Below are 21521 nucleotides of genomic sequence, written 5' to 3' on the forward strand. Positions count from 1 at the left end.
TATGCGTGTACTCATTGATGGAGATGCTTGTCCTGTTGTTGATTCAATCATTGAATTGACAACTGAGACAGGCATTTTTGTACATATTTACCGAAGCTACGCACACTATTCGCATCAAGGTTTCCCGCCCCATGTTCAAGTACATTATATTGATGGTGGACGCGATGCAGTGGATTTTGCTCTCGTCAAAGCTATGTCATCAAAGGATTTAGTGGTCACGCAAGATTATGGTCTTGCAAGTATTGCACTTCAAAAAGCACGCTATGTCATGCATCACCTCGGCTATTTGTATACTCAAGACAACATTGATCAACTTTTATTGCAACGCTTTTATAACCAACAAGAGCGACGTAAAACTCGGCGTTATGGTAAAGGACCTAAACCTTTTAAGCAAGCTCAACGTCAACAATTTGAAGCCTCATTTCAATCCATTATCGATAAAGAAAAGGAGTCTTTTTCATGATTAAACGAATTGCAATTTTTTGTGGAGCAAGTAAAGGACATAATGAAATTTATGTGAACAAAGCCTATGAACTTGGCACTTATTTAGCGAAACACAACATCGAACTAGTTTTTGGCGCAGGTTCGGTAGGTATTATGGGTGCGATTCAAAAAGGAGTTTTAGATCATGGAGGCAAGGCTATCGGCGTGATGCCCCGATTTTTAGATGAACGTGAAATTACAAGTCAAGACGTCACAGAATTAATTCTCGTTGATTCTATGCATGAGCGAAAACAAAAAATGTCAGAGTTAGCTGATGCTTTCATTATGGCCCCAGGGGGTGCTGGATCCCTTGAAGAGTTTTTTGAAATATATAGTTGGGCGCAAATTGGTCTCCACCAAAAGCCGATTGGTATCTTCAATACAAACCAATTTTTTCAACCCTTAATCGCCCTTATTGATCATATGATAGCGGAAGGATTTATTGATCAAAAATATAAAAATTTGGCTATGCCCTATGACACCCCTGAAACACTCATCGACGGATTAAAACAAGCCAAACCTATTTCAACAAGAACATATGACTAACAAAACGCCTAAAGCGCACATTCTGCACTTTAGGCGTTTTATTCTGGTTTCCAAACATAGCGTACATTTTCTTTTAATTCATGATAGGTACTTAATTCTGGTTTATCAAAATAATCTACAAATGTCATGCCGATTTTCTCCATAACACGTATAGACGCTTTATTGGCTTTCGCAGCAATCGCATATATAGGCCCTAAATTCATGCTCTTAATATAATTTAATACCGCTTCAGCCCCTTCTTGTGCAATACCATTATCCCAAACCTCAGGCATCAGTCTCCAACCAATCTCATAAAATGGGAGCTCTTGAAAAGTGTACTGACTGTCTTTAGAAATATAATTCAGACCTATAAATCCTATCCATTGATGTGTCGCTTTTAATTCGACCGCAAACAAACCGATACCTTGTTTTTTCAATGAACTCCGCATCGCTTCAAAGTCGAGTTGAGAGCGCTGATAACTCAATAAACTTGTAAAATAACGACGGACTTGACGATTGGCGTTCATTTGTTGGAGCGGTAATAAATCTGAATCTTGCCAATCTCTTAATATCAATCGCTCAGTCTCAATATACACTGTCATAAGGTAGCCCCCTTTCTCTCTACTTAAAAAATTTCATAATTAAAACACGCTCCATAGCTACATCCGCTAAAGAACGTGTAAAATACTTTGAACCTATGCTCTTGAAATGTAGCTTATAAGTTGAATTTTGACGGCTTTGTCTTTGAGGCGTTCAAGATTTTGGCCTTTTGTTGTTGTAAAAACAGCATCCACAAGATCGTTTTTGTGATTTAAACGGTAGGTTGCTGTATATGTTTCCCAATCGTGTTCAAAGTTTGGTTTTAATGCGATATTACGGTGTATTTCACCTGTAGAGTCAATAATACTATAGCCTGTAATATTTTCAATTTCACGGCCTAATTCAACTAATGACATATCGCGGCCTTCAATTAAGTTAAATTCTTTTTCATACATGATGGAGTCCCTCTTTTCTATTACGATCAATTTATGTGTTTTTTTACCCTCATCTCACGTTTATCAAACGCCATCTTTTTTATCTTTAGATGTCTCTGTTTTAGTTTTTTCTTGTTTATGCGATGCGTTTGAGGCATCATGTGCACTTTGAGATGAATCTTCATGATGTGCATCCGTTTTATCTTTATTTTTCGAGTCAGAAGCGTGCTTTTCTTTTACGTCTGGTTTTTTTATATCTTCTTCTAACTGCTTAATTTGGTCATCTAACTTTTTGCTTTGATCTTTTAACTTTTTATTTTCATCTTGTAATGTTTTTTGTTCTTTTTCTAATGATTTGATTTCATTTTGAAGTTTATCTTTTTCACTTTGACCACAGCCTGCTAATAAAACAATACTTGCCGTTAAAGTACACAGTAATTTTTTCATATGTATTCTCTCCAACATTTAATTGCTGTTTCCATTTTATCATGGTTCCTATCCCTACGCATCTTTAGTCTTCCCCTATCATCTTTTGCATGATGACCTTTTTCACAGTATAGCCTAACTTTTCATTCAGTGCGCGCATAGGTTCATTTTCTTCTAGAACTGTCCCTATAATTTGTCTTGCCTGTTGCTCAGACGCCCATGATTCTACCCGCTGTTTGAGTGAAGTCGCCAGCCCTTTATGACGATACTTAGGCGTGACATAAAGCGATTCTATCGTCACAGTTTTTGTGGCTTTTTCATGATGTGCCCAAATAAATGCCATCACTTGGTCTTGTTCGACTTTGGCTTCTACAAAGTCGTCACTCAAGTCAATCCGTCGTTGTATCATTTCTTCATAAAGGGCACAAGCCATTTTAGACTGGCGTGGCGCAAGAGGGTCATTCTGAAGCATTTGAACATGGATTTGTGCTATTTGTCGAATATATTCTATCTCTGTAGCAACCATTCTTTTCATTTCTTTTACTCCTTTAAGATTGATTTGTGGCTTCAAAATCGTCATAATATAATCATCTTAAATTATGCCATAATTTTGTAGGAGGTGTGTGATGAAGTCTGTCGAGCAATTAACACGTGATAACAATGTCAAAGCGTTACGCCTTAACAATACAGATAGACAAATTTTCGAAAGTTATATGACGTATGTCCGCGCCGATATGCGTGTCAATGCCTATGATTCTGAAAAAATGTTACAACAGATTTTGGAGCATTTATTAAAAGCCGAAGATAAAGGCACGCATGCGATGGACTTTTTCAACCACAATCCTAAAAAGCATGCGATACACACCATTAAAACGTTACCCAATCATACGATTATTAATATTTTTAGAACGATTTTGAAACATCTCATCTTACTACTTGGTGTTTTTTGTTTCCTAAAAGGGTTCCTCGGCTTTTTTATTAATGATACTCGTATTTACCTTTACACATTTCCTATTACCTTTTTAATAGGATTGTTTGTCTTATTTTTATTTATTTGGGCTTGTTATAAAATGGTGCAATTACAAGCCTTTAATTATTCAAGATTCTCGTGGTTTTTTGGCTATATTGTCATTATTGCTCTGTTTGTAACATTATTTTTACTCTTTTTCTTCCCTCAAAATTTTTTACAATGGGGGCCTTATATCAATATCGGTAACTGGACCTTTATACTCATTTCTTTTGTGATTGTTCCAATCGGTCTATATTTAAATGATCGTCAAGAAAAACAAAAAAGCACACAAACTGCTTCTTGGCGGTACAAAGGCACTTAAATCATGAATTTTAGGTAACCTATATTTTAGGCTTTTGTTTTAATCGGGTTAAAATTCCAATGAAAATTTCTTTATTAGAGAAAAGTTGTCCGAGGACCTCTTATTGTCTTAATTAAATTGTATTAAAAATAGCCATCAAAATTTATCTGAGAGTAAATTTTGATGGCTTTCTTGTTTAAGAAAGTGACAATTAAAAAATAATTCAGTTGATAAGTAAGGCATCGACAAAAAACCATATCACCATGATTAACATCACAAAAGCTTGGGTGAACGTACTTGAGAAGAAAGCGACTATAGACCCAAAGCTTGCTTTTAACGCTACATCAAATCGTTTTTGCTCTAGCATTTCAACAATAAGTACTAAAATAAAGGGAACAATAACAATTCCAAATGGTGGGAGAATAAATGATCCAAGAATCACACCGATTAATGCCGCCCATTCTCCTTTTTTGCTTCCTCCGAATCGATTAACAAAATAGCGATTCATTAATAAATCTGAAATGAAAATCAACAATGTTAAAAAAAGCATGCCTAGCCAAAATATCCAAGAGAGGGAAGTATCATCTATCCCCCATTGATAAATGATAAATCCTATCCATAAAAAGAGTACCGCTGGAATCACGGGTTTCAGTAATCCGATAAACGCGATAACAAAAGAGATTAGTACGAGAAGCCATAAAAGCCATATCAACTTTTCAACACATCCTTTCTATTGCATAGTGGGTTTAACGTTTGTTTTCGTTAACAAAATCAGAATAAATCCTAGCGCAAGCGATGATGCTGAAACATAGAATACGTTTCCTAAACCCACCCATTGGCTCATTGCGCCTCCTAATAAATTTCCGAGCAATTGTCCTACAACCATCGCATTCGCAAAAAGCGTAGAGGCATATCCAGGAAATTGAGGTAATATATCTTGGAAATAACTAATGCCAATCCCTAATAATACAGCTAAAAATGCGGCTAAAAATACTTGACCGATGAGCATCATCTTCACGCTATCAAAGATGCCAATACTTCCGAAAAATAAGCAACCACACACAGCAGCTATGGCAAGAAGTGTTTTCGTTTCAATTTTACTTGCGACCATCCCTAAAATAATCATAAACGGCACTTCCAGCCCAGCACATAAACTTGCGAGGTGGCCGACATATTTTTCGTCTTCATGAAGGTATTGTGTCACAAATAAAGGCATATTCAATGTGTACATCCATTGGCCAATATGTAATAAAATAAAAGCTAAAAATGGGATAATCAAATACGTATGCTTCAGCATGGAAGGCGCATTTTGTTCCATTTTATGCGTCCCTCGAATAGGTTTTTTGACTTTCGGTTCTTTAAAGAAAAACACTTGAAGGATTAATGTCATTAAAATAATTGCGACTGTCCCGCCAAACAAACCGTCGTAACCCCAAGACTGATTCAAAATATTTCCAACTAACGGTCCAAATAAAAAGCCGAATGAGAACATTGACCGTAGCACAGAGTTGGCAAATACTGCACGACTACTTGATGTTGATTGATTAATGGACTCTCTCGCAGACGCATATAGCTGAGGCATTGCTGGTGCAAATAAACCTTGAAACAGTGCATAAAGCACAATAAAAAGCGTAATATTATTCACAAAAAAAGGTAATGAAAAACTCAGTGCCCCCATGAATAAGGCGATAATAATGATGACTTTTCGATTGATGGCATGGGTATCTGAAAAACGGGCAACAATGGTATTCATGAGAAATTGGCAAATAGCGGCTAATGCCAATAGCAAACCAAACTGGTTGGTCGTCATTCCTAATTTATTTGTTGCGAATAAGACAAAAAACGGCACCGTCACCGCAATCCCCATACCAATGAGCATCATATTGACGATAAAGAGCTTGTAGTTTTTTATATGAAGAAGTTCCCGAAACATATTTTCCTCCGTTCATGATTATGTTGTAGGTCGACCTACGTGTTCTTTTAAAATATTAATAAATGAGCTCACTTGTGGGAGCTGTACCATACTCACATCATAACTTAAATAAGTAGAGCGAATTAAAGATTCTTCTTCGATATCGACTTTGACCATTTCAAATTCAGTTTCATCTAAGTCTTTAACCATGATTTCTGGTAAAATCGTAACGCCTACGCCACTTAAGAGTAGCGCTTTACATGTGGCCACTTGGTCAACTTTAATGCGTGCATGATAATCTTGAGACATATGATGATGGTACCATGTTTTGATTTGGTTAATATAGACCGGATCCGCTTGAAACTCAATAAACGGTAATTTTTGAAGTTCTTCTGCTTTATTTTTAGGATAAATAAAATAATGTTGATCATCCATTAAATGATCATTATGTAAATTCAAAAGTTGGTTCCCGCGAACAATCATTATATGATAATCGTTATGATGGGCTTTAATATGCTCACTCGAACCTACTTGCAATTGGATTTCAACGTTAGGAAATTCAGCGGTATATTTAGAGAGCACTTGAGGTAGCACTGTCTGACCGACTAGAGAGGAACACCCGATGGATAATGTCCCACTCACTGAACCAATATGGGCTTTAATTTTGTCTTGAAACACACGTTCTCGCTTGAGCATTTCCTTCGCATGTTCAATGACCATAGCCCCTTCAATTGTCGTAATCAGTTGTTTTTTTGTCCGTATAAAAATCTCTACACCAAAATGACGCTCAATAGATTTCAAACGTTGCGTGACAGCAGGTTGTGATATATAGAGGCGTTCTGCCGCTTTTCTTAAAGTTCTTGTTTCGTCTAGTGTAATTAACAATCGATAATCATCAATTTTCATGGTCACCCTCCTTATAAATAAAAAAGAAACACTAGACATCGAGTGTCCAGTGTGCAGAAGTCATCACGTAATATTATTCATATGAATTTAAGGTGTGTGATGTTTATCGCTGCGAACTTTTTCTATTTTGTGGTATTTTCGATTTATTTTTCTGAAGCAGTACATCGCTTTGTCGTGAATACTTTCAAAATCTTCATCGATTTGGATCATGAGTTGATGTGCGATAACATACGCTTCATGATATTGCTTTCGGGTAATTTGTTTGGATTTTAAGGCACGTTCTAAATCATCTTGATCCACAAGTTCATATTTCCCATTCGGCAGAACCAACACATCTAAACATAAATCTACCGTGCGAGCACGCCCTTTTTGTGTTATATTTTTCAAATTAATATCAAAGTAATACTGTAAAGGTTCTCCTTTATCGTTAAACATCACGGTTATACTATAACGTTTTTTTTCGGGTAAAATCTGTAGCCACTGAAAATGATCGTTTGCGACAACCATTTGTTTTCCAACAACAGTCACCTCCAAAGGTTCTTTCACCTTATTCATCGTTATCAAACCGATAATACCTTTAAACTTATTATTATTAACTTTGACTTCGATATAATCCCGATCTATGAGGCGACGCCAGTGACGTTTATCAATGTACTTTACTTTCACAGTCACCAACTCCCTTTTGTTCATTATATATAAAGTTCAGGATGATGTCACTAAAGAAAGGTCTCGGTCGATAGATTACGCCAAGTTTTATTCTTTTCCTTTTAGTCATAAATACCTATTTGAAGTCCTTTAAAGTAAAAAAACTGTCGACAAAGTACATGCCTTTGTCGACAGTGAAAACTGAGGTAACGTCCTGTGAACCTCTTTCGTTATTCATTAAAGTTCCACATTGTGGAAAACGTGTTGCACATCTTCTAAATCTTCTAATACATCAATCAACTTTTCAAAAGTCTCTTGGTCTTCTGCTGATAATTGCACTTCTGTTTGGGGAAGCATTTCAAATTCCGCCACTTCAAATTCGCTCACACCTAAATCTTTGAGCGCTTGTTGAACTGTCGCAAATTGATCTGGTTCAGCATATACAATCGTGAGGTCACCTTCTTCGATGACATCGCGAACATCGATATCCGCTTCCATTAAACCTTCTAATATTGTATCTGCGTCAAATCCTTCAAATGCAAAAGTGGCTGTATGGTCGAACATATAGGCTACAGAACCAGAAACCCCCATATTTCCGCCATTTTTACCGAAAGCTGCACGGACGTCTGAAGCCGTACGATTCACGTTATTGGTTAAGGCATCTACAATGACCATTGAACCACTTGGACCAAAGCCTTCATATCTTAGTGCATCAAAGTTTTCTTCTCCGCCACCTTTAGCTTTATCTATCGCACGATCAATAATGTGGTTCGGTACAGAATATGTTTTCGCACGCTCTAATACAAGTTTCAATGCTTGGTTTGACTCAGGATCAGGCTCTCCAGACTTTGCTGCAACATAAATTTCCTTTCCAAATTTTGCATAAATACGACTCGTATTTTTATCTTTTTGAGCTTTTTTCTCTTTAATGTTGTTCCATTTACGTCCCATTCTTTACATCTCACTTTCGATTGCTAATGAATATTCTTATTATACCGCTTTTAATTTACGATTATCAACTCGCGTTATCGTGAGGTCTCAAAAATGGATTGCGTAAGGTGAGCGGCTTCTTGTTTATCTGTACATCCATAAATCAATAAACGTCCATCTTGAAAAAAGGTCATGGTATATTGTTTAAATTTCAATTGTTTAACAAATGGATTTTGTTGAATGATATGAATGTTCGGTGAAAGGTGACGTTGGAAATCTTTCGCATCAAATCGAACTTGAATCACACCTCCACACAAGACTTCCATCCGTGTTTTTTTCGCCTGCATTAAGCGTGTAAAATGACGTTCGCTACATACAGGACACGTCGGTTCTTTCAACTCTAAAATAGAAGTCGTTTTCATAGTGTCTTTATATATATCCACATATTTCATCGTATACGTAAAAGTCCCTGTCATTAAATAGTGCATTAATTCAGCCACAGCCATACTACTCGCGATATGCACTGCCGGAGGTAAAACACCATGTACAGCACAACTTTCATAAGTTTCAGGGGGCTCTGGCATGAGACACTGCAAGCACGGACCATGCGCATCTATAGGAAACACACTCACTTGGCTACCGATGACTGCACTATAAATATATGGAATATTAAGGTATTGCGTCGCTTCATTCACTAAAAATCGTGTCTCATAATCGTCCAAACCATCTAACACCATATCAGGTTGGGTCTCTTTCATAAGACATAGGATATTTTCAGAAGTCACTTCAACATTTAATGGGATGATATTCACTTCATGATTCATTGCATGTAAACGCATTTTTAACGCGCTTACTTTGGGACGCATCTCTTTAGCATCTTCCTCGATGTAACCACTTTGCCGATGTAAGTTCGAAAAAGTCACTATATCTTTATCAATGAGTGTGAGTTTGCCCACGCCACATCTTGCAAGTTGTTCTGCAATCCCACTCCCTAAAGCCCCTACTCCCACTATAAGGACATGTAGCTGCTGGAGTTTGTTTTGCGTTTTCAAACCAAAAGCCGGGTACTTTATTTGTCTATCATAGCGATTCATTAAAGAAACCCTAACCCTGTGGATGGACTTGATTGGACAGCATTATAACGAATAGGAATACGCCCTGCTTCGTAACTAAGTCTGCCCGCTTCAATGCCTTTTTTCATCGCTTCCGCCATTTTGACAGGGTCTTTAGCACGAGAAACCGCTGAATTTAATAAAATGGCATCTGCACCTAGCTCCATGGCTTCAGCGCAATCTTTCGCAGAACCTATGCCAGCATCAACAATGACAGGCACCTGACTTTTTTCTATTATATAACGCAAATTGAGTGGGTTGCTAAGGCCGCGACCCGTCCCAATTGGAGAGGCCAGTGGCATAATCGCATGAACCCCCAATTGTTCTAAACGTTTAGCTAACACGACATCATCAGAAATATATGGGCAAACGATATAGCCCTTTTTCAACAAAATATCGCATGCTTTATACGTCTCAATCGGATCTGGTAATAACGTATCGTCATCGCCAATCACTTCAACTTTAATCATATCGCATATGCCAGCCTCATTCGCAATCTCTGCAATGCGCACAGCTTCCTCTGCCGATTTAGCGCCCGCGGTATTCGGAAAAGTGATAAATTGCTCTAAATCCACCTCAGCTAAAGGGTTCGGTAATGCTTCATCATATAAACTCATACGTCTTACGGCGAAAGTTAAGACTTCCGTTTCTGAAATATGAATGGCTTTTTTTTGAACTTCAGCATTTTCAAACTTTCCTGTTCCTAAAAATAATCTTGAGTTAAAAGTATAATCCGCTATTTTAAACAACTTAACCGCCTCCTACAAATTCTAAAATTTCAATCCGATCATTGTCTGAAAGAGATTGTTTATCCCATAAAGAACGTTTCACTACATGACCGTTTAATTCTACGACCATGCGTTTACTTTCTATACCGAATTGTTGAATGAGATCGAACACCGTTGCTCCTTCATTTAACAGTTGGGATTGCCCATTAATTTCTACATTCACTGCCTTCACCCCCTTTTTCATACCATTGCTGAACAATATACTTAAATTCATCTAAGTTTTGATGAAACGCACTACCAATCATCGCAATCCCCGAAAATTTACTAGGTATCTCTGCAACTGTTGTGTCATTAATACCGCCAATTGCGACGAGAGGAAAATGACAATTTAAAGCTTGTCTGACTTCACTCACCGTCCTTGGGGGCTGATTGTGTTTAGAGGATGTATTGAACAAATGGCCATAAAGTCCAAACTTTGCACCTTGTACTTTAGCAAATTCAATAGCGCTTTCCGAGTGAACGGACATGCTTACTTCCCACTCTTCTACACGAAATGCAGTTGGCCATTCATATTCACGAAAATGTATACGTCTAATGCCCAATTGTTCAGCACATTGCACGTTAGAATGGATGATGATTTTTGACTTTGGAAATCCTTTATTTATTAATGTTGTAACCCAAATCTTTAAATCATCAGCTTCAGTAGGTGTCCGTAAGATGACTCCGTCGATATAGGGTTCAATTAGAATTAAACGTTGTTGATGATGACGATGTAATAATTCATATGGTGTGACTGCAATAATCAAATTTTATTCCTCCAATAAAAAAAGCTACTTTTCTAGACATAGAAAAATAGCTTTAATGCATGAATACGTGCCACTTTCCTACGCCAGCATTATCTGGATCAGGTCCGGGAATTTTAAAATCACTATTTTAATCTCAGCCATTATTCATGGCACTTCCAGTGGAAACATCAATTATTTAATTTTATCGGCGAACGTAACGTGCAAGATTGAGCACGTAACGGATGATTCTAAATAAGTTTAAGAATAAATTGAAACCCATTTCCCTTGGAGAATAGGCCCCTCTTTTCATTCTATTAAAATCATACAACGTATAAAGTAAAAAAAGCAACAAGCCAACCACAGAAATAAGTGTATGATATATCGGATTATGGATAAACCAACCGACTAAACTCGCGACAATTAATGCGACAAGCGTGACAAACAAATATTTTCCTAAACTAGAGGCATCTTTTATCATAAAGAAACCAATCATTCCAAAAATAATAAATCCGACAATGGCTAAAAGAACATTTTTAAAGAAAACACTCGGTCCTAAATCTTGTAAAGCTACTGTAAAAGCCGCATAAGATAACAGTCCAGAAACGATTGTGTAGATATGTGACATGATGGGCCCACTAAATCGTGCCCTTTGTACAATCATCGTTAAGAGGATTAAAACAAGTAAAACAATAGACAAGGGTTTACGCCATTCAAGCGGCAAAAATTGTCCAAAATACGTGGCAATACCAAATATCACCCAATAATATGTGAAAAATAGCCAAACTTTTCCGTATTGAAATGGATGCTTCGACACCGATGGTCTTGTTTGAGCTGACAATACAATCCCCCCTTTTTGTTTCAAATTTACTATTTTATGCTAAAACAGTCTCACTATTATTACAACCATTTTAATATTTTGTCTATCTTAAAATAGGGTATAGGTCTAAAGTCCTATTGTGTCACCAGTTGCAAATGCTCATTAAACTGAATTTTGTTTTTTACAATATTACACATTTGTAACAAGTCACATATCACCCCTCATTTTTGATACCATGTAAGAGAATCTTAAATACGTATCAAATTTATGAGAAACAAATTATGAAATAAGGGGGCAATACCTTGAAAAAATTTGCTTTTGCACTTACATTCACTTCTGGAGCAGCGGCATTACTCGTTCATCAGGATGCGGAGGCATCAACACAACATACGGTACAATCTGGTGAATCTATTTGGTCTATCGCACAACAATATGGTGTTTCAGTAGATCAACTTACTCAAGACAATAACTTATCAAACCACATTATCTTTCCAGGTCAAGTATTGACGATTGGGTCAAGCAATGAGAATAATAGTCAAAATACAACAGCGCCTCAATTATCACAAGGTCAAACGCATACTGTACGTGCCGGTGAATCTTTGGATATTATCGCTGCGCAATATGGCGTAACGGCACAAGACATCATGAATGCAAACCAACTTAATGGTTACCTTATTTTCCCTAACCAAACATTGACTATCCCTGGAGGGTCAGGTGGTAATAGCACAACAATTTCTGGATCACCAAGTGGAACAACAACTCCAGATAGCGGCTATACATCACCAACATTTAATCATCAAAACTTATATGACTGGGGTCAATGTACATGGCATGTCTTCAACAAACGTGCAGAAGCGGGACAACCTATCAGTACATATTGGTGGAATGCAGATCATTGGGCAGCAAACGCTGCGGCTGACGGTTATACGGTCGACCACAATCCTACGGTCGGTTCAATCATGCAAAATTATGAAGGCCCTGTGGGACATGTCGCATACGTTGAACAAGTGAACCCAGATGGTAGTATTTTAATTTCTGAAATGAATTATAATACACCTCCTGGTACTCCGGATTATCGTACAATCCCTGCATCAATCGCATCATCTTACAATTATATTCATTAATTACATTTATTAAATTCTCTTCATCCACTGTTGAAGTATTTTAAATAAAAATAACGAGTGAGGCGTGGTCCTCACTCGTTATTTTTGTTGATGAACAATGTGGAAAATCAATATCATAAAAGAAAATGTTATAAATGAAGGCTCTTCCCCTTCATTCCCCTTTGCCGGGTGTTTTTGACATAGAGAAAAGACAGGTGCTCTTATACCACCTGTCCTTTATTAATATTTATAAAAAGAGATTCAAGATAAGAAAAAATATAGCTGCAATCACAGCGGTAATAGGCAACGTGATAACCCATGTGACAATCATACGTTTCGCTGTATTCCAATGTACACCTTTAATACGGTTAGCTGAACCTACACCTAAAATAGATGAAGATACAACGTGTGTCGTTGAAAGTGGGAAATGTAAATAAGATGCTGTGAAAATCGTTAAGGCTGAAGCTAAATCAGCCGCCGCACCATTAGCAGGACGAATTTTCATGATATTTCCACCTACTGTTTTAATAATGCGCCATCCTCCGACAGCGGTACCAATACCCATCGCAGCCGCACAAGAAATTTTCACCCATAACGCAGGTTCAACATTCGTTTGGAGATTGGCCACAATTAAAGCCATCGTGATAATCCCCATAGACTTTTGGGCATCGTTTGTCCCATGTGAAAACGATTGTAATGCTGCTGTGAAAATCTGGAAGAAACGGAAATTTTGATTTGTCCGTGCCAAATTTGCGTTTTTAAATACTTTTTTAACAATCGAATAGATAATAAAACCTACAATAAATGCAATCACAGGTGAGAGTAAAAGCACTAAAACAATTTTAGTGAAACCTTGAAAATGTAAAACACTGAATGAGCCCGCAGATGCAACCGCTGAACCTGCAATCGCTCCAATTAATGCATGAGATGATGAACTTGGAATACCAAAATACCAAGTCACAAGGTTCCATACAATGGCTGCTAAAATGGCTGCTAATACTACCACTAAACCATTTTTAATTGTAAATGGATCGACGATATCTTTCGTAATTGTCGTTGCAACACCTGTAAATGTTAATGCTCCAATAAAGTTCATGATTGCTGCTAATAAAATCGCGTGTCTTGGTGCTAACGCACGTGTAGAAACAGCAGTGGCTACTGCATTTGCAGTATCGTGAAATCCATTAATAAAATCAAACACTAATGAAAAGATAATAATAGCCACCGTTATCAGCACTAAAAATTCCATAAGATTGATACTCCTTAGCTATTTTTCATAATAATTGTTTCAAAATTATTTGCTACTGTTTGACAACGGTCAGCAATATTTTCTAAGCTCTCATAGATGTCTTTAATTTTAATTAATGTCACTGGATCTGTTTCACTGTTGAAAATATGTTTAATCGATTGACGTAAAATACCGTCACAGTTTGTTTCATATTCTTTGATATTAATTGAATGTACGCGCATGTGAGATAGTTTTTTCTCAGTCATTAAGCCAATCGCTAGCTTCATTTCACCGATTGCTTTTTGGATATTGTCTACGAATTCAGCCATATACTCATCTGTATATTCGATAGAATACATTTCGAACATTGCTGATGTCTCCTCCATCGCATCTAAGACATCATCAATGGCATTACATAAAGACATAATATCTTCACGTTCAATAGGAGTGATAAACGTTTGGTTTAAGTCTGTAATGACTTGATGCATTAAATCGTCTCCATGAGATTCATACGTTTTGATATTATCTGCATATGTACGTAAATCTAAATGCGAGTTGAAATCCATTTTGCCGAATTCTTCTGCAGCACGGTCAAGGTTATAAATCATATCCTCTAGGCGCTCCATAAACTTATCCTTCTTTTTTCTAATCATTTGAAATCCTCCGTTCAACTGTCGTCCTATCCCTTTTGTAAAAACTTCGTTGATTTAATTATAAATCAATGTTAATTCTTTGTTAACTCATTTGAGAAAGCCAATGCTTTCCAAATGGGCAAAACTTTGAAATTAATTGAGATTATAAGTTTTCACTCAAATTTCATAATCCTATTTGAAAATAGCATAAATCTTACACTAGCTCAATTAAATTTACAAAACCTTAACATTTCTATTTTATTATCGCTCTCATATTAGGATATTCCTTGAGTTGTATTTATAAAGATTTCTTATTTTTCAACTTTAAAGGGTAAAAGCGCAAGGGATATCAATGTTTTATCATAAAAACAAAATCTTCATAATTTACAGACTATTAATCATTTATTTTTATGACATTATATTTTTCTAATAACAAAAACTTATCATTAAACTTAAAATAAAAAACCAGAACAACTTTTGTACTGGTTTTTTATTCAGTGCTTATATGTTTTAAAGATGATGCGTCTTTCTTGTTATGATTCGTTCTCCTCTTGCGTCTCCTCTTTTTTGGTATAACTCAAAGGCTCTCCATTCAGTTGTCGGTGTTGCAATGTTTGAATGCGACATTTTGTATCAAAACCACGAATCAACATTTGGTAAAAAGGCACTTGAATCATATACACAATTGGCCAAAATGCCTTAGGTATATAATCAAATAGGTGCACGACAATCCAATTAAATTGCGCAATATATCTAAATTCAATACATGCACGTTTTCCCTCTTTTGTATGTGAAATTGAGCTCTCAATTGCTACTAAACGATAAAAATGATGATCCACGCGTTCAAGTTCGAAGGTAAATAAATGTTTATTATTTTTCTTCTTATAAAATTTGAAAACATCTCCTTCTCTAACTATTTTAACGCGTGTTCCTGTTGTTTGTGATAACCAGTGAGTCATCTGGTCGATACATTGATTTAAATCCCAATGCGGGGGTTTTGGAATATGATGCGCAATACGAATATCGTCATATTTGGCTGCTTGAAATTCTACAGAAATATGCGGTCTATTGATACGTTTACTTGTCGCACGTACATGAACTCCTTGGGATTGGAGTTGTGTTAGTGTTTCTTGATCAAACTTGCTTCCTCGGACATATAATATTTCACGTCCTCCACATACTTTAGCGGCACGTCCAAAATTATCTGCTGCAATAATGTTCAGTTCTTTCGCAAGTGCGCGTGTCATTTTAGCAGAATGTTTTGTCGGATCAATAAAAAATATCGCAAGATCCATACCATTCATCGCATTTTGAACATCATAATAATTATAAATATCTCCTTTTATCCATGTCACATTTTGAGTGGAATTCTTTTTAGGATATTTAGACATCGTGTAAATATCATAGTCAGGCGTTAAAGATTCAATTAAAGATTTTCCAATCGTACCGGTTCCTCCGGCTAACAAAATTTTTAAACGCATGGTGATGCTCCTTTCGAATAACTTTCTATACTTGTTAAAGTGCGTTACAATAAATGATGGTATCTTATTCCCTTTTTAAAGAAGTGTAAAATGAAGAAATGGAGTTGGAAGCATGTCTTTAGAAATTAGAGAAATTAGTATTAAAGACGTCGAGGCCTTTACAACCTTGATGCAACAAGTTTTCGAAGAATCAAAGTACATGCTTTATGATCCTGGTGAATATGTTCCGTCTCTTGAGTACGCTATTTCAAATTTAGAAGAAGTGATTACTTCACCCCACTTAGCCATACTCGTTGCCGAAAAAAATGATATGCTCGTCGGATACATTACCATTGTCTCTAAACGCCTCCATCGCATTGAACATAAGGCAAGAATCACTATGGGTGTTTTAAACCAAGAGCAAGGATTTGGTATTGGCCAATCGTTAATTCATGCATGTAAAAATTGGTGTAAAGCGCATGATATGTCACGTATAGAGCTCACTGTCGTCACAGACAATAAAGCAGCCGTTCACCTGTATGAGCGTGAAGGATTTAAAATTGAAGGCGAATTGCAACATTCGCTTAAAATTGACACGCAGTATTTTAATGAATACCTTATGGCCTATCTCCTTGACTAATCTCGTTTTATTTTAGCATTGCTCCATATTAATACCTATTATAACTAAAATCATACAATCAAAATAAGTAGAGACATCAACCCTTTTATCTATTTGTTTACAAGTATACGTTAAAACCCAATCAAAAACTCTTTTTATTTAAGTTGTACTAAAATAGCCATCAAAATTTATCTGAGGATAAATTCTGATGGCTTTCTCATTGAAAGAAGCACTAAGCCCCTATTTTATGCTATTCTGTAGGTTCCTCTTCATATGGATTCAAGTTGATTTCTGTTTGCGGTGATGCGTGGATGTCCGATTTTAAGTTTTGTTGAGACGTGTTACGACTTAAAAAGCTAAGAACACGGCGAATATTTTCTTTTGACTCTGGTTTTTCCATATGAAATTGATATTGATGTTTCAAATGATGCGATCCATCATAAAACAAAGTATCTACAGGAATTTGCTTTTCTTTAAGCGCCTGTGAGAAAGAATCATTTTGTGATTTAAATGGATCTGCGTCTCCTACCGATAAGTACGTAGGTGGAAAACTTTGCGTAATTTGTCGCTCAGTAGACATTTGATTAATGACTTTCAAATGTTTTTCCCAATCTTTAGCACCTGTATAACTTCTCATAAAGAGGTCAATACGTGGGAATTCAGTGGCACGTACAGTATGCATATCATAAAATCCACCAAAGAATACCGCTGCTTTAATATTTTCAGACGGAATTTGTTGATTGAAATCCATTTCTTCTCGCAATTTTGGATTTGTTTGAATAGCTGTATATTGGCTATTGATTTGAGCACCTGCAGAATCTCCGCCGAAAATCACTTGATTTAAGTCGATGGGTAAGTTTTTTTGATTATTTTTTATAAAAGCGACAGCGTGATCCATTTGCATTAATGGCGTTGGATATTGAAACTCAGGCGCTAACGCATAATTGACATTCACGACAACGTACCCTCGCTCAACAATATTTGCCAATAACGGATTTTTATATTGCTTATCTCCAGCGATAAAACCGCCACCATGAGCCCAGAAAATGACAGGCAATTTTTCGTGAGCGCTAATGTTTTTAGGCATTAAAATATCTAGTTGACTGTTAGGTAAACTTTTCATATATGAGATATCTGTCAGTGCTGTGACGTTATTATTTTGAATAGCAACTTTTTTATGTGCGCTTTTACTTGTGCGCTCATTATGTAAAAAATAGCCGACAACAAGGCCGGCTATAACAAGACAGATTACACATATCACTACAAGCCAACTCATCTTACGTTTCTTCATAAAAATTCTCCCTTTCGGAAAAATTTTATCATATCTTATGAATTAAGCAATGTGTTTCTTATCTTGAGATTTTCTATAAAAATATTTTACTATAACAGCGAGAACAATAAATAGACCGATAACACCCATCATAGGATAAACAAATGCAATTAAACCTTCGAATCCTACGAAACTTAAAGCGTAGGCAATCGGCATAATAATACTAATCATAATGTAATATTTTTTCGTATATGGACTCGTAAAGCGAGCTGCGAATGAATAGGATAAACCTAAAATCGTATTATACATCACCGCTAACATCACGATTGAGAACACAAACGTTAAAATAGGTGAAATTTGATTGGCTAATACGAGTGTCGGGATTGCAGAGTCTTTAATATTCGGATATTCAGTTTGTAGTGCAAAGTTGATTAATCCTAATAATATAAGGTAAACAACACCACCGATTAGTCCGCCTAGACCTGAGACTTTACGTTTAGAAGCATCTCCACCAATAGCTACTAACGTACTGAATCCTACTGCAAAAGCTAATCCACCGTAGTTGAAACCATTCCAAATCCCTTGAATTAAACTTGGTTTTTCAACCACACTATTGACCTCAGAAAATCCGATAGATCCTTTAAATAAGAATGTTGCCGCAATAATTACTACTAAAATAATTAAAACAGGTGTCACCATTCCTAATGCACCTACAATTTTATTGAAATCCATCAATAAAGTTAAATACACGATGACACACATAATTAGTGCACCTAACCATACAGGTACGCCAAAACTTTCAAAGAATGTTGAACCTGCACCAGCAATCATCGTTATAGTTACGGCATAGAGTGATAAAATCAAAATATAGTCAATCACTAATCCTAATTTTTTGCCAAATAAGTATTCCAAAGTTGATTCATGGTTATTAGCGTCAAATGCAGTTCCAATTTTCGCAACTTGACGACCAATAAATGTCAAAATAAGACCTGAAATAATAACACCAATGTATGAATAAATACCATACATACTAAAGAACTGTTTAACCTCTTGGCCTGTCGAGAATCCTGCACCTACGACAACACCAACATATGCAAAGGCAATTTTAATTGCTTCAGAATATTTGTGCATTTGTTTTGACCTCCTCATTTGCAAAACACGTTAAACATTAAACCATATTATACGTTTTATTTCAAATTAGCGTAGCCGAACAAAAACGCTGTAACCCTTGATATTACAGCGTTTACCGATGATATAAAATGATTTTTAGCAATGTAATTATACAAATTACCGTATAATCAATATGATTTATCTATGAATTACGAATATATATACACTTTTCAATTTTACTATTTTAAATATACCCCGTAATTATGACTTTTTAGCAGTTAAATTTGAATTTTTTCTTTCTTTTGATGCATTCGTTAAAGTCCAAGCAATGATGATAGCCATCACAAGCAATACAAGCGCAACATAATAAGCGATATGCATACCTGAAGTCATCGCTTGATCTTTAATAGCTTTCGTCACGTGAGCATGTCCTGCTATTTTCATATTTTGAACACCTGTAACAATCCCTACAAATATCGCAATGCCTGCTGCTCCCGCCACAGGTTGTAACACATTAAAAATCGCTGTGCCATGTGGATATTTTTCTTTAGGCAACGCATTTAAACCATTCGTGCTTGCTGGCATCATAATGGCTGCGATCCCAATCATTAAGACAATATAAGCAATCACTAATGTTAAAACAGATAATCCAGGATGAATCGTCGTATAAAATCCTGCAACAGCTAATAATAAAATTAAACCTGGTAGCACTAATTTACGCGGACCATATTTATCGAATAAGCCCCCCATAAAAGGAGAGAGAAAACCATTTAAAAGTGCGCCGGGAAGTAAAATCAATCCTGCAATTTTAGCTGAAAACCCCATCGGGCCTTGTAAATACATAGGCATGACAATTTCAGAGGCAAACATAGTCATAATGACGATGACGAAAATAATCATCCCTTTTGTATAGTTATGATATTGTAATACTCGAAAATCAAGAATAGGTTCATCTAATTGATATTGGCGACGAATGAAGAGGACAACGCATAGTCCCCCGACGATGAGTGGGATGAAAATAATCGGATTTAAAATTGCACCTTCTGTGGAACCCATTTTTGAAATACTAAAAATGATACCTGTAATCCCTAGCGTTGATAAAGCTACTGACCACACATCGATTTTCGGGCGCGTGACTTCTCCTACATTTTTTAAGAAAATAAATGCGAAAATAAATGTAAAGAGCATAAACGGTACAACGATAAAGAAAAGCCAACGCCAACCAAGATAATCAACGATAAAACCAGATAATGTCGGTCCTAACGCAGGCGCAAACATGATCACGAACCCGAAAGTCCCCATCACTTTCCCTCGAACAGATTCATCAAATAAAAGTAACATCGCATTCATAATGAGTGGAATCATTAATCCAGTGCCGATAGCTTGTATCATTCTTCCAGTTAATAACATTGGAAAATTCATAGCCGTTCCAGCAATTAACGTTCCAATTGTAAAAATCACAATCAGACCTAAAAATAAACGTCGTGTTGAAAACCATTGAATGATTAAAGCTGATAGTGGGGAGACAATGCCCATGATCATCATAAAACCACTAGCCATCCACTGAACGGTCGTACGAGAAATATTAAAGTAATTCATTAATTCTTGAAGTGCAATATTTAACAAAGTTTCATTCAAAATCATGAAAAATGCACCAATTAAAAAGACAATCATGATGATGCGCGAGTGATTGTTTTCCATAAACTTCCCCCTTTTTAAGATAACTTGCACATTATACATGATATATTGTGCAAAATAAAGCTCATTAACTCAAAAATCTCTTTATTTCAATTTTTGTAGCTCATCATCCTTTAACATATAAAAACTGCCCACAAAGCCAAATACTTTGTGGGCGTGTCAAAAATAGAATACCTAATTTTTATAAAGATTTATTTTGCGTCTTTAAAACCACCTAAGTCATCAAAATCTACAACGACTTGGTCCATACGTTTTGCTGTTTCTTTTAGCACGTTCCGTGCCACTTTATTCTCAGGGTCTAATTTTAAAATTTGTTTTGCAACATCAAAAGCTTTTTTATCCGAAATGACTGGTTCAGGAATCGCATGAAGTAATAACATTTGAAGCAGGCTCTTAACTTCTTTTCCTTCAGTCAATTTAATTGATGACTCTGCATGATAGTATGCCGCATCTAAAGCACCCGGTACCTCACTTAATGGGTAGACCAGTAATAAAAATGCAAGATCATGTATTTCTGATGTTTCTTCAGATTTAATCATATCGAGTAAACAAGTATAGTACATGACGCTTTCATCTTCATGAGCACTAGAAATGTAAGCTTCTTCAAATGCTAAGAAATCAGTCGCGGACATTAAGCTTTTAACAGCCGAAAATTCGCCATTTAAGACATGTTTTTGAATTAGTTCTTGCATAGCTTGTCCTCCTGAATTTGCATTTCATCATAGTTACACTTATTCTAACATAATTTAGAGAGAATTGCTTATATGTTTGGCATTTAATTTTCTTTATATATACATAAAGATGATTGAAATGCACCTACAATGCGTCATAGTACAAAACTTAAATAA

The 21521-nt window shown here is 36.1% G+C and carries 26 protein-coding genes and 1 riboswitch; of the genes, 5 read left to right on the plus strand and 21 right to left on the minus strand.

The features are described from left to right. Position 1: 1 nt before the first annotated feature. Entirely contained in the window at positions 2–463 is a 462-nt protein-coding gene (locus PYW36_RS09525; protein WP_103159335.1) for a YaiI/YqxD family protein, read from the plus strand. After that, positions 463–1029, plus strand: a complete 567-nt coding sequence (locus tag PYW36_RS09530; protein ID WP_037573069.1) for an LOG family protein — start codon at positions 463–465, stop codon at positions 1027–1029. The genes PYW36_RS09525 and PYW36_RS09530 overlap by 1 nt, the downstream gene beginning before the upstream one ends. A gap of 38 nt (positions 1030–1067) precedes the next feature. Here PYW36_RS09530 and PYW36_RS09535 read toward each other — a convergent pair whose 3' ends face one another. The 4 genes from PYW36_RS09535 to PYW36_RS09550 all read right to left on the minus strand — a co-directional run bounded on the left by PYW36_RS09535 (position 1068) and on the right by PYW36_RS09550 (position 2943). Continuing rightward, a complete protein-coding gene (locus PYW36_RS09535; RefSeq protein WP_103159334.1) occupies positions 1068–1610 on the minus strand; it encodes a GNAT family N-acetyltransferase in 543 nt (180 codons plus the stop codon). A 93-nt stretch (positions 1611–1703) separates the two neighbouring features. Then, positions 1704–2003, minus strand: coding sequence for a hypothetical protein (locus PYW36_RS09540; protein WP_037572650.1), 300 nt, complete (start codon positions 2001–2003; stop codon positions 1704–1706). A gap of 63 nt (positions 2004–2066) precedes the next feature. After that, positions 2067–2429, minus strand: a complete 363-nt coding sequence (locus tag PYW36_RS09545) for an SA0632 family lipoprotein (RefSeq protein ID WP_229717268.1) — start codon at positions 2427–2429, stop codon at positions 2067–2069. A 64-nt stretch (positions 2430–2493) separates the two neighbouring features. Further along, a complete protein-coding gene (locus PYW36_RS09550; RefSeq protein ID WP_103159364.1) occupies positions 2494–2943 on the minus strand; it encodes a GNAT family N-acetyltransferase in 450 nt (149 codons plus the stop codon). Between the two features lie 91 nt (positions 2944–3034). On the opposite strand from PYW36_RS09550, the gene PYW36_RS09555 reads away from it, so the two are divergent. Continuing rightward, positions 3035–3739, plus strand: a complete 705-nt coding sequence (locus PYW36_RS09555; RefSeq protein WP_103159333.1) for a DUF1129 family protein — start codon at positions 3035–3037, stop codon at positions 3737–3739. Positions 3740–3941: 202 nt separating this feature from the next. Here the strand turns inward: PYW36_RS09555 and PYW36_RS09560 are convergent, their stop codons facing one another. From PYW36_RS09560 to PYW36_RS09605, 10 genes are all read right to left on the minus strand, one after another. Beyond that, positions 3942–4430 carry a DUF456 domain-containing protein gene (locus PYW36_RS09560; RefSeq protein WP_037572658.1) on the minus strand — a complete coding sequence of 163 codons (489 nt, stop codon included), beginning with the start codon at positions 4428–4430 and terminating at the stop codon, positions 3942–3944. 18 nt (positions 4431–4448) lie between these two features. Next, positions 4449–5651 (minus strand): sugar efflux transporter, encoded by a 1203-nt coding sequence (locus PYW36_RS09565; protein WP_037572660.1) that lies wholly within the window; start codon positions 5649–5651, stop codon positions 4449–4451. Positions 5652–5669: 18 nt separating this feature from the next. After that, positions 5670–6536: a LysR family transcriptional regulator gene (locus PYW36_RS09570; RefSeq protein WP_037572662.1), complete on the minus strand. Its 867-nt coding sequence runs from the start codon at positions 6534–6536 to the stop codon at positions 5670–5672. An 87-nt stretch (positions 6537–6623) separates the two neighbouring features. Continuing rightward, complete coding sequence (locus PYW36_RS09575; protein WP_422784793.1) at positions 6624–7202, minus strand: ribonuclease FAU-1 family protein; 579 nt, start codon at positions 7200–7202, stop codon at positions 6624–6626. Between the two features lie 216 nt (positions 7203–7418). Further along, positions 7419–8132, minus strand: a complete 714-nt coding sequence (locus tag PYW36_RS09580; RefSeq protein ID WP_037572666.1) for a YebC/PmpR family DNA-binding transcriptional regulator — start codon at positions 8130–8132, stop codon at positions 7419–7421. 74 nt (positions 8133–8206) lie between these two features. Next, entirely contained in the window at positions 8207–9205 is a 999-nt protein-coding gene (locus PYW36_RS09585) for a ThiF family adenylyltransferase (RefSeq protein ID WP_103159331.1), read from the minus strand. After that, the gene (locus PYW36_RS09590) at positions 9205–9972 is read right to left on the minus strand and encodes a thiazole synthase (protein ID WP_037572670.1); all 768 of its coding nucleotides are present in this window, start codon (positions 9970–9972) and stop codon (positions 9205–9207) included. The genes PYW36_RS09585 and PYW36_RS09590 overlap by 1 nt, the downstream gene beginning before the upstream one ends. A 1-nt stretch (position 9973) precedes the next feature. Beyond that, positions 9974–10174 (minus strand): sulfur carrier protein ThiS, encoded by a 201-nt coding sequence (thiS, locus tag PYW36_RS09595; protein WP_037572673.1) that lies wholly within the window; start codon positions 10172–10174, stop codon positions 9974–9976. Beyond that, on the minus strand, positions 10158–10757 hold the full coding sequence (locus PYW36_RS09600; RefSeq protein ID WP_103159330.1) for a thiamine phosphate synthase: 600 nt from the start codon (positions 10755–10757) through the stop codon (positions 10158–10160). The genes thiS and PYW36_RS09600 overlap by 17 nt, the downstream gene beginning before the upstream one ends. Before the next feature lie 58 nt (positions 10758–10815). Beyond that, positions 10816–10924: riboswitch (TPP riboswitch) on the minus strand. Between the two features lie 14 nt (positions 10925–10938). After that, positions 10939–11574: a Bax inhibitor-1/YccA family protein gene (locus PYW36_RS09605; RefSeq protein WP_084275979.1), complete on the minus strand. Its 636-nt coding sequence runs from the start codon at positions 11572–11574 to the stop codon at positions 10939–10941. 281 nt (positions 11575–11855) lie between these two features. Here PYW36_RS09605 and PYW36_RS09610 point away from each other — a divergent pair, with 281 nt between their 5' ends. Beyond that, entirely contained in the window at positions 11856–12677 is an 822-nt protein-coding gene (locus PYW36_RS09610) for a CHAP domain-containing protein (RefSeq protein WP_037572675.1), read from the plus strand. A gap of 226 nt (positions 12678–12903) precedes the next feature. Here PYW36_RS09610 and PYW36_RS09615 read toward each other — a convergent pair whose 3' ends face one another. The 3 genes from PYW36_RS09615 to PYW36_RS09625 all read right to left on the minus strand — a co-directional run bounded on the left by PYW36_RS09615 (position 12904) and on the right by PYW36_RS09625 (position 15997). Next, positions 12904–13905 carry an inorganic phosphate transporter gene (locus tag PYW36_RS09615; protein WP_037572676.1) on the minus strand — a complete coding sequence of 334 codons (1002 nt, stop codon included), beginning with the start codon at positions 13903–13905 and terminating at the stop codon, positions 12904–12906. Positions 13906–13919: 14 nt separating this feature from the next. Continuing rightward, positions 13920–14537: a DUF47 domain-containing protein gene (locus PYW36_RS09620; RefSeq protein ID WP_037572680.1), complete on the minus strand. Its 618-nt coding sequence runs from the start codon at positions 14535–14537 to the stop codon at positions 13920–13922. A 512-nt stretch (positions 14538–15049) separates the two neighbouring features. Then, complete coding sequence (locus PYW36_RS09625; RefSeq protein ID WP_103159329.1) at positions 15050–15997, minus strand: Rossmann-fold NAD(P)-binding domain-containing protein; 948 nt, start codon at positions 15995–15997, stop codon at positions 15050–15052. A 112-nt stretch (positions 15998–16109) separates the two neighbouring features. Here PYW36_RS09625 and PYW36_RS09630 point away from each other — a divergent pair, with 112 nt between their 5' ends. Then, positions 16110–16616 carry a GNAT family N-acetyltransferase gene (locus PYW36_RS09630; RefSeq protein ID WP_037572684.1) on the plus strand — a complete coding sequence of 169 codons (507 nt, stop codon included), beginning with the start codon at positions 16110–16112 and terminating at the stop codon, positions 16614–16616. A 229-nt stretch (positions 16617–16845) separates the two neighbouring features. Here the strand turns inward: PYW36_RS09630 and PYW36_RS09635 are convergent, their stop codons facing one another. The 4 genes from PYW36_RS09635 to PYW36_RS09650 form a co-directional block, all read right to left on the minus strand. Beyond that, entirely contained in the window at positions 16846–17886 is a 1041-nt protein-coding gene (locus tag PYW36_RS09635) for an alpha/beta hydrolase (RefSeq protein ID WP_103159328.1), read from the minus strand. Between the two features lie 42 nt (positions 17887–17928). Beyond that, positions 17929–18996 carry a YkvI family membrane protein gene (locus PYW36_RS09640; RefSeq protein WP_037572688.1) on the minus strand — a complete coding sequence of 356 codons (1068 nt, stop codon included), beginning with the start codon at positions 18994–18996 and terminating at the stop codon, positions 17929–17931. Positions 18997–19236: 240 nt separating this feature from the next. Then, positions 19237–20676, minus strand: coding sequence for an MDR family MFS transporter (locus PYW36_RS09645; RefSeq protein ID WP_103159327.1), 1440 nt, complete (start codon positions 20674–20676; stop codon positions 19237–19239). A 188-nt stretch (positions 20677–20864) separates the two neighbouring features. Next, the gene (locus PYW36_RS09650) at positions 20865–21365 is read right to left on the minus strand and encodes a hypothetical protein (protein WP_037572694.1); all 501 of its coding nucleotides are present in this window, start codon (positions 21363–21365) and stop codon (positions 20865–20867) included. Between the last annotated feature and the right edge of the window lie 156 nt (positions 21366–21521).

This window comes from Staphylococcus chromogenes, assembly GCF_029024625.1.
In the GTDB taxonomy this organism is placed as follows: Bacteria; Bacillota; Bacilli; order Staphylococcales; family Staphylococcaceae; genus Staphylococcus; species Staphylococcus chromogenes.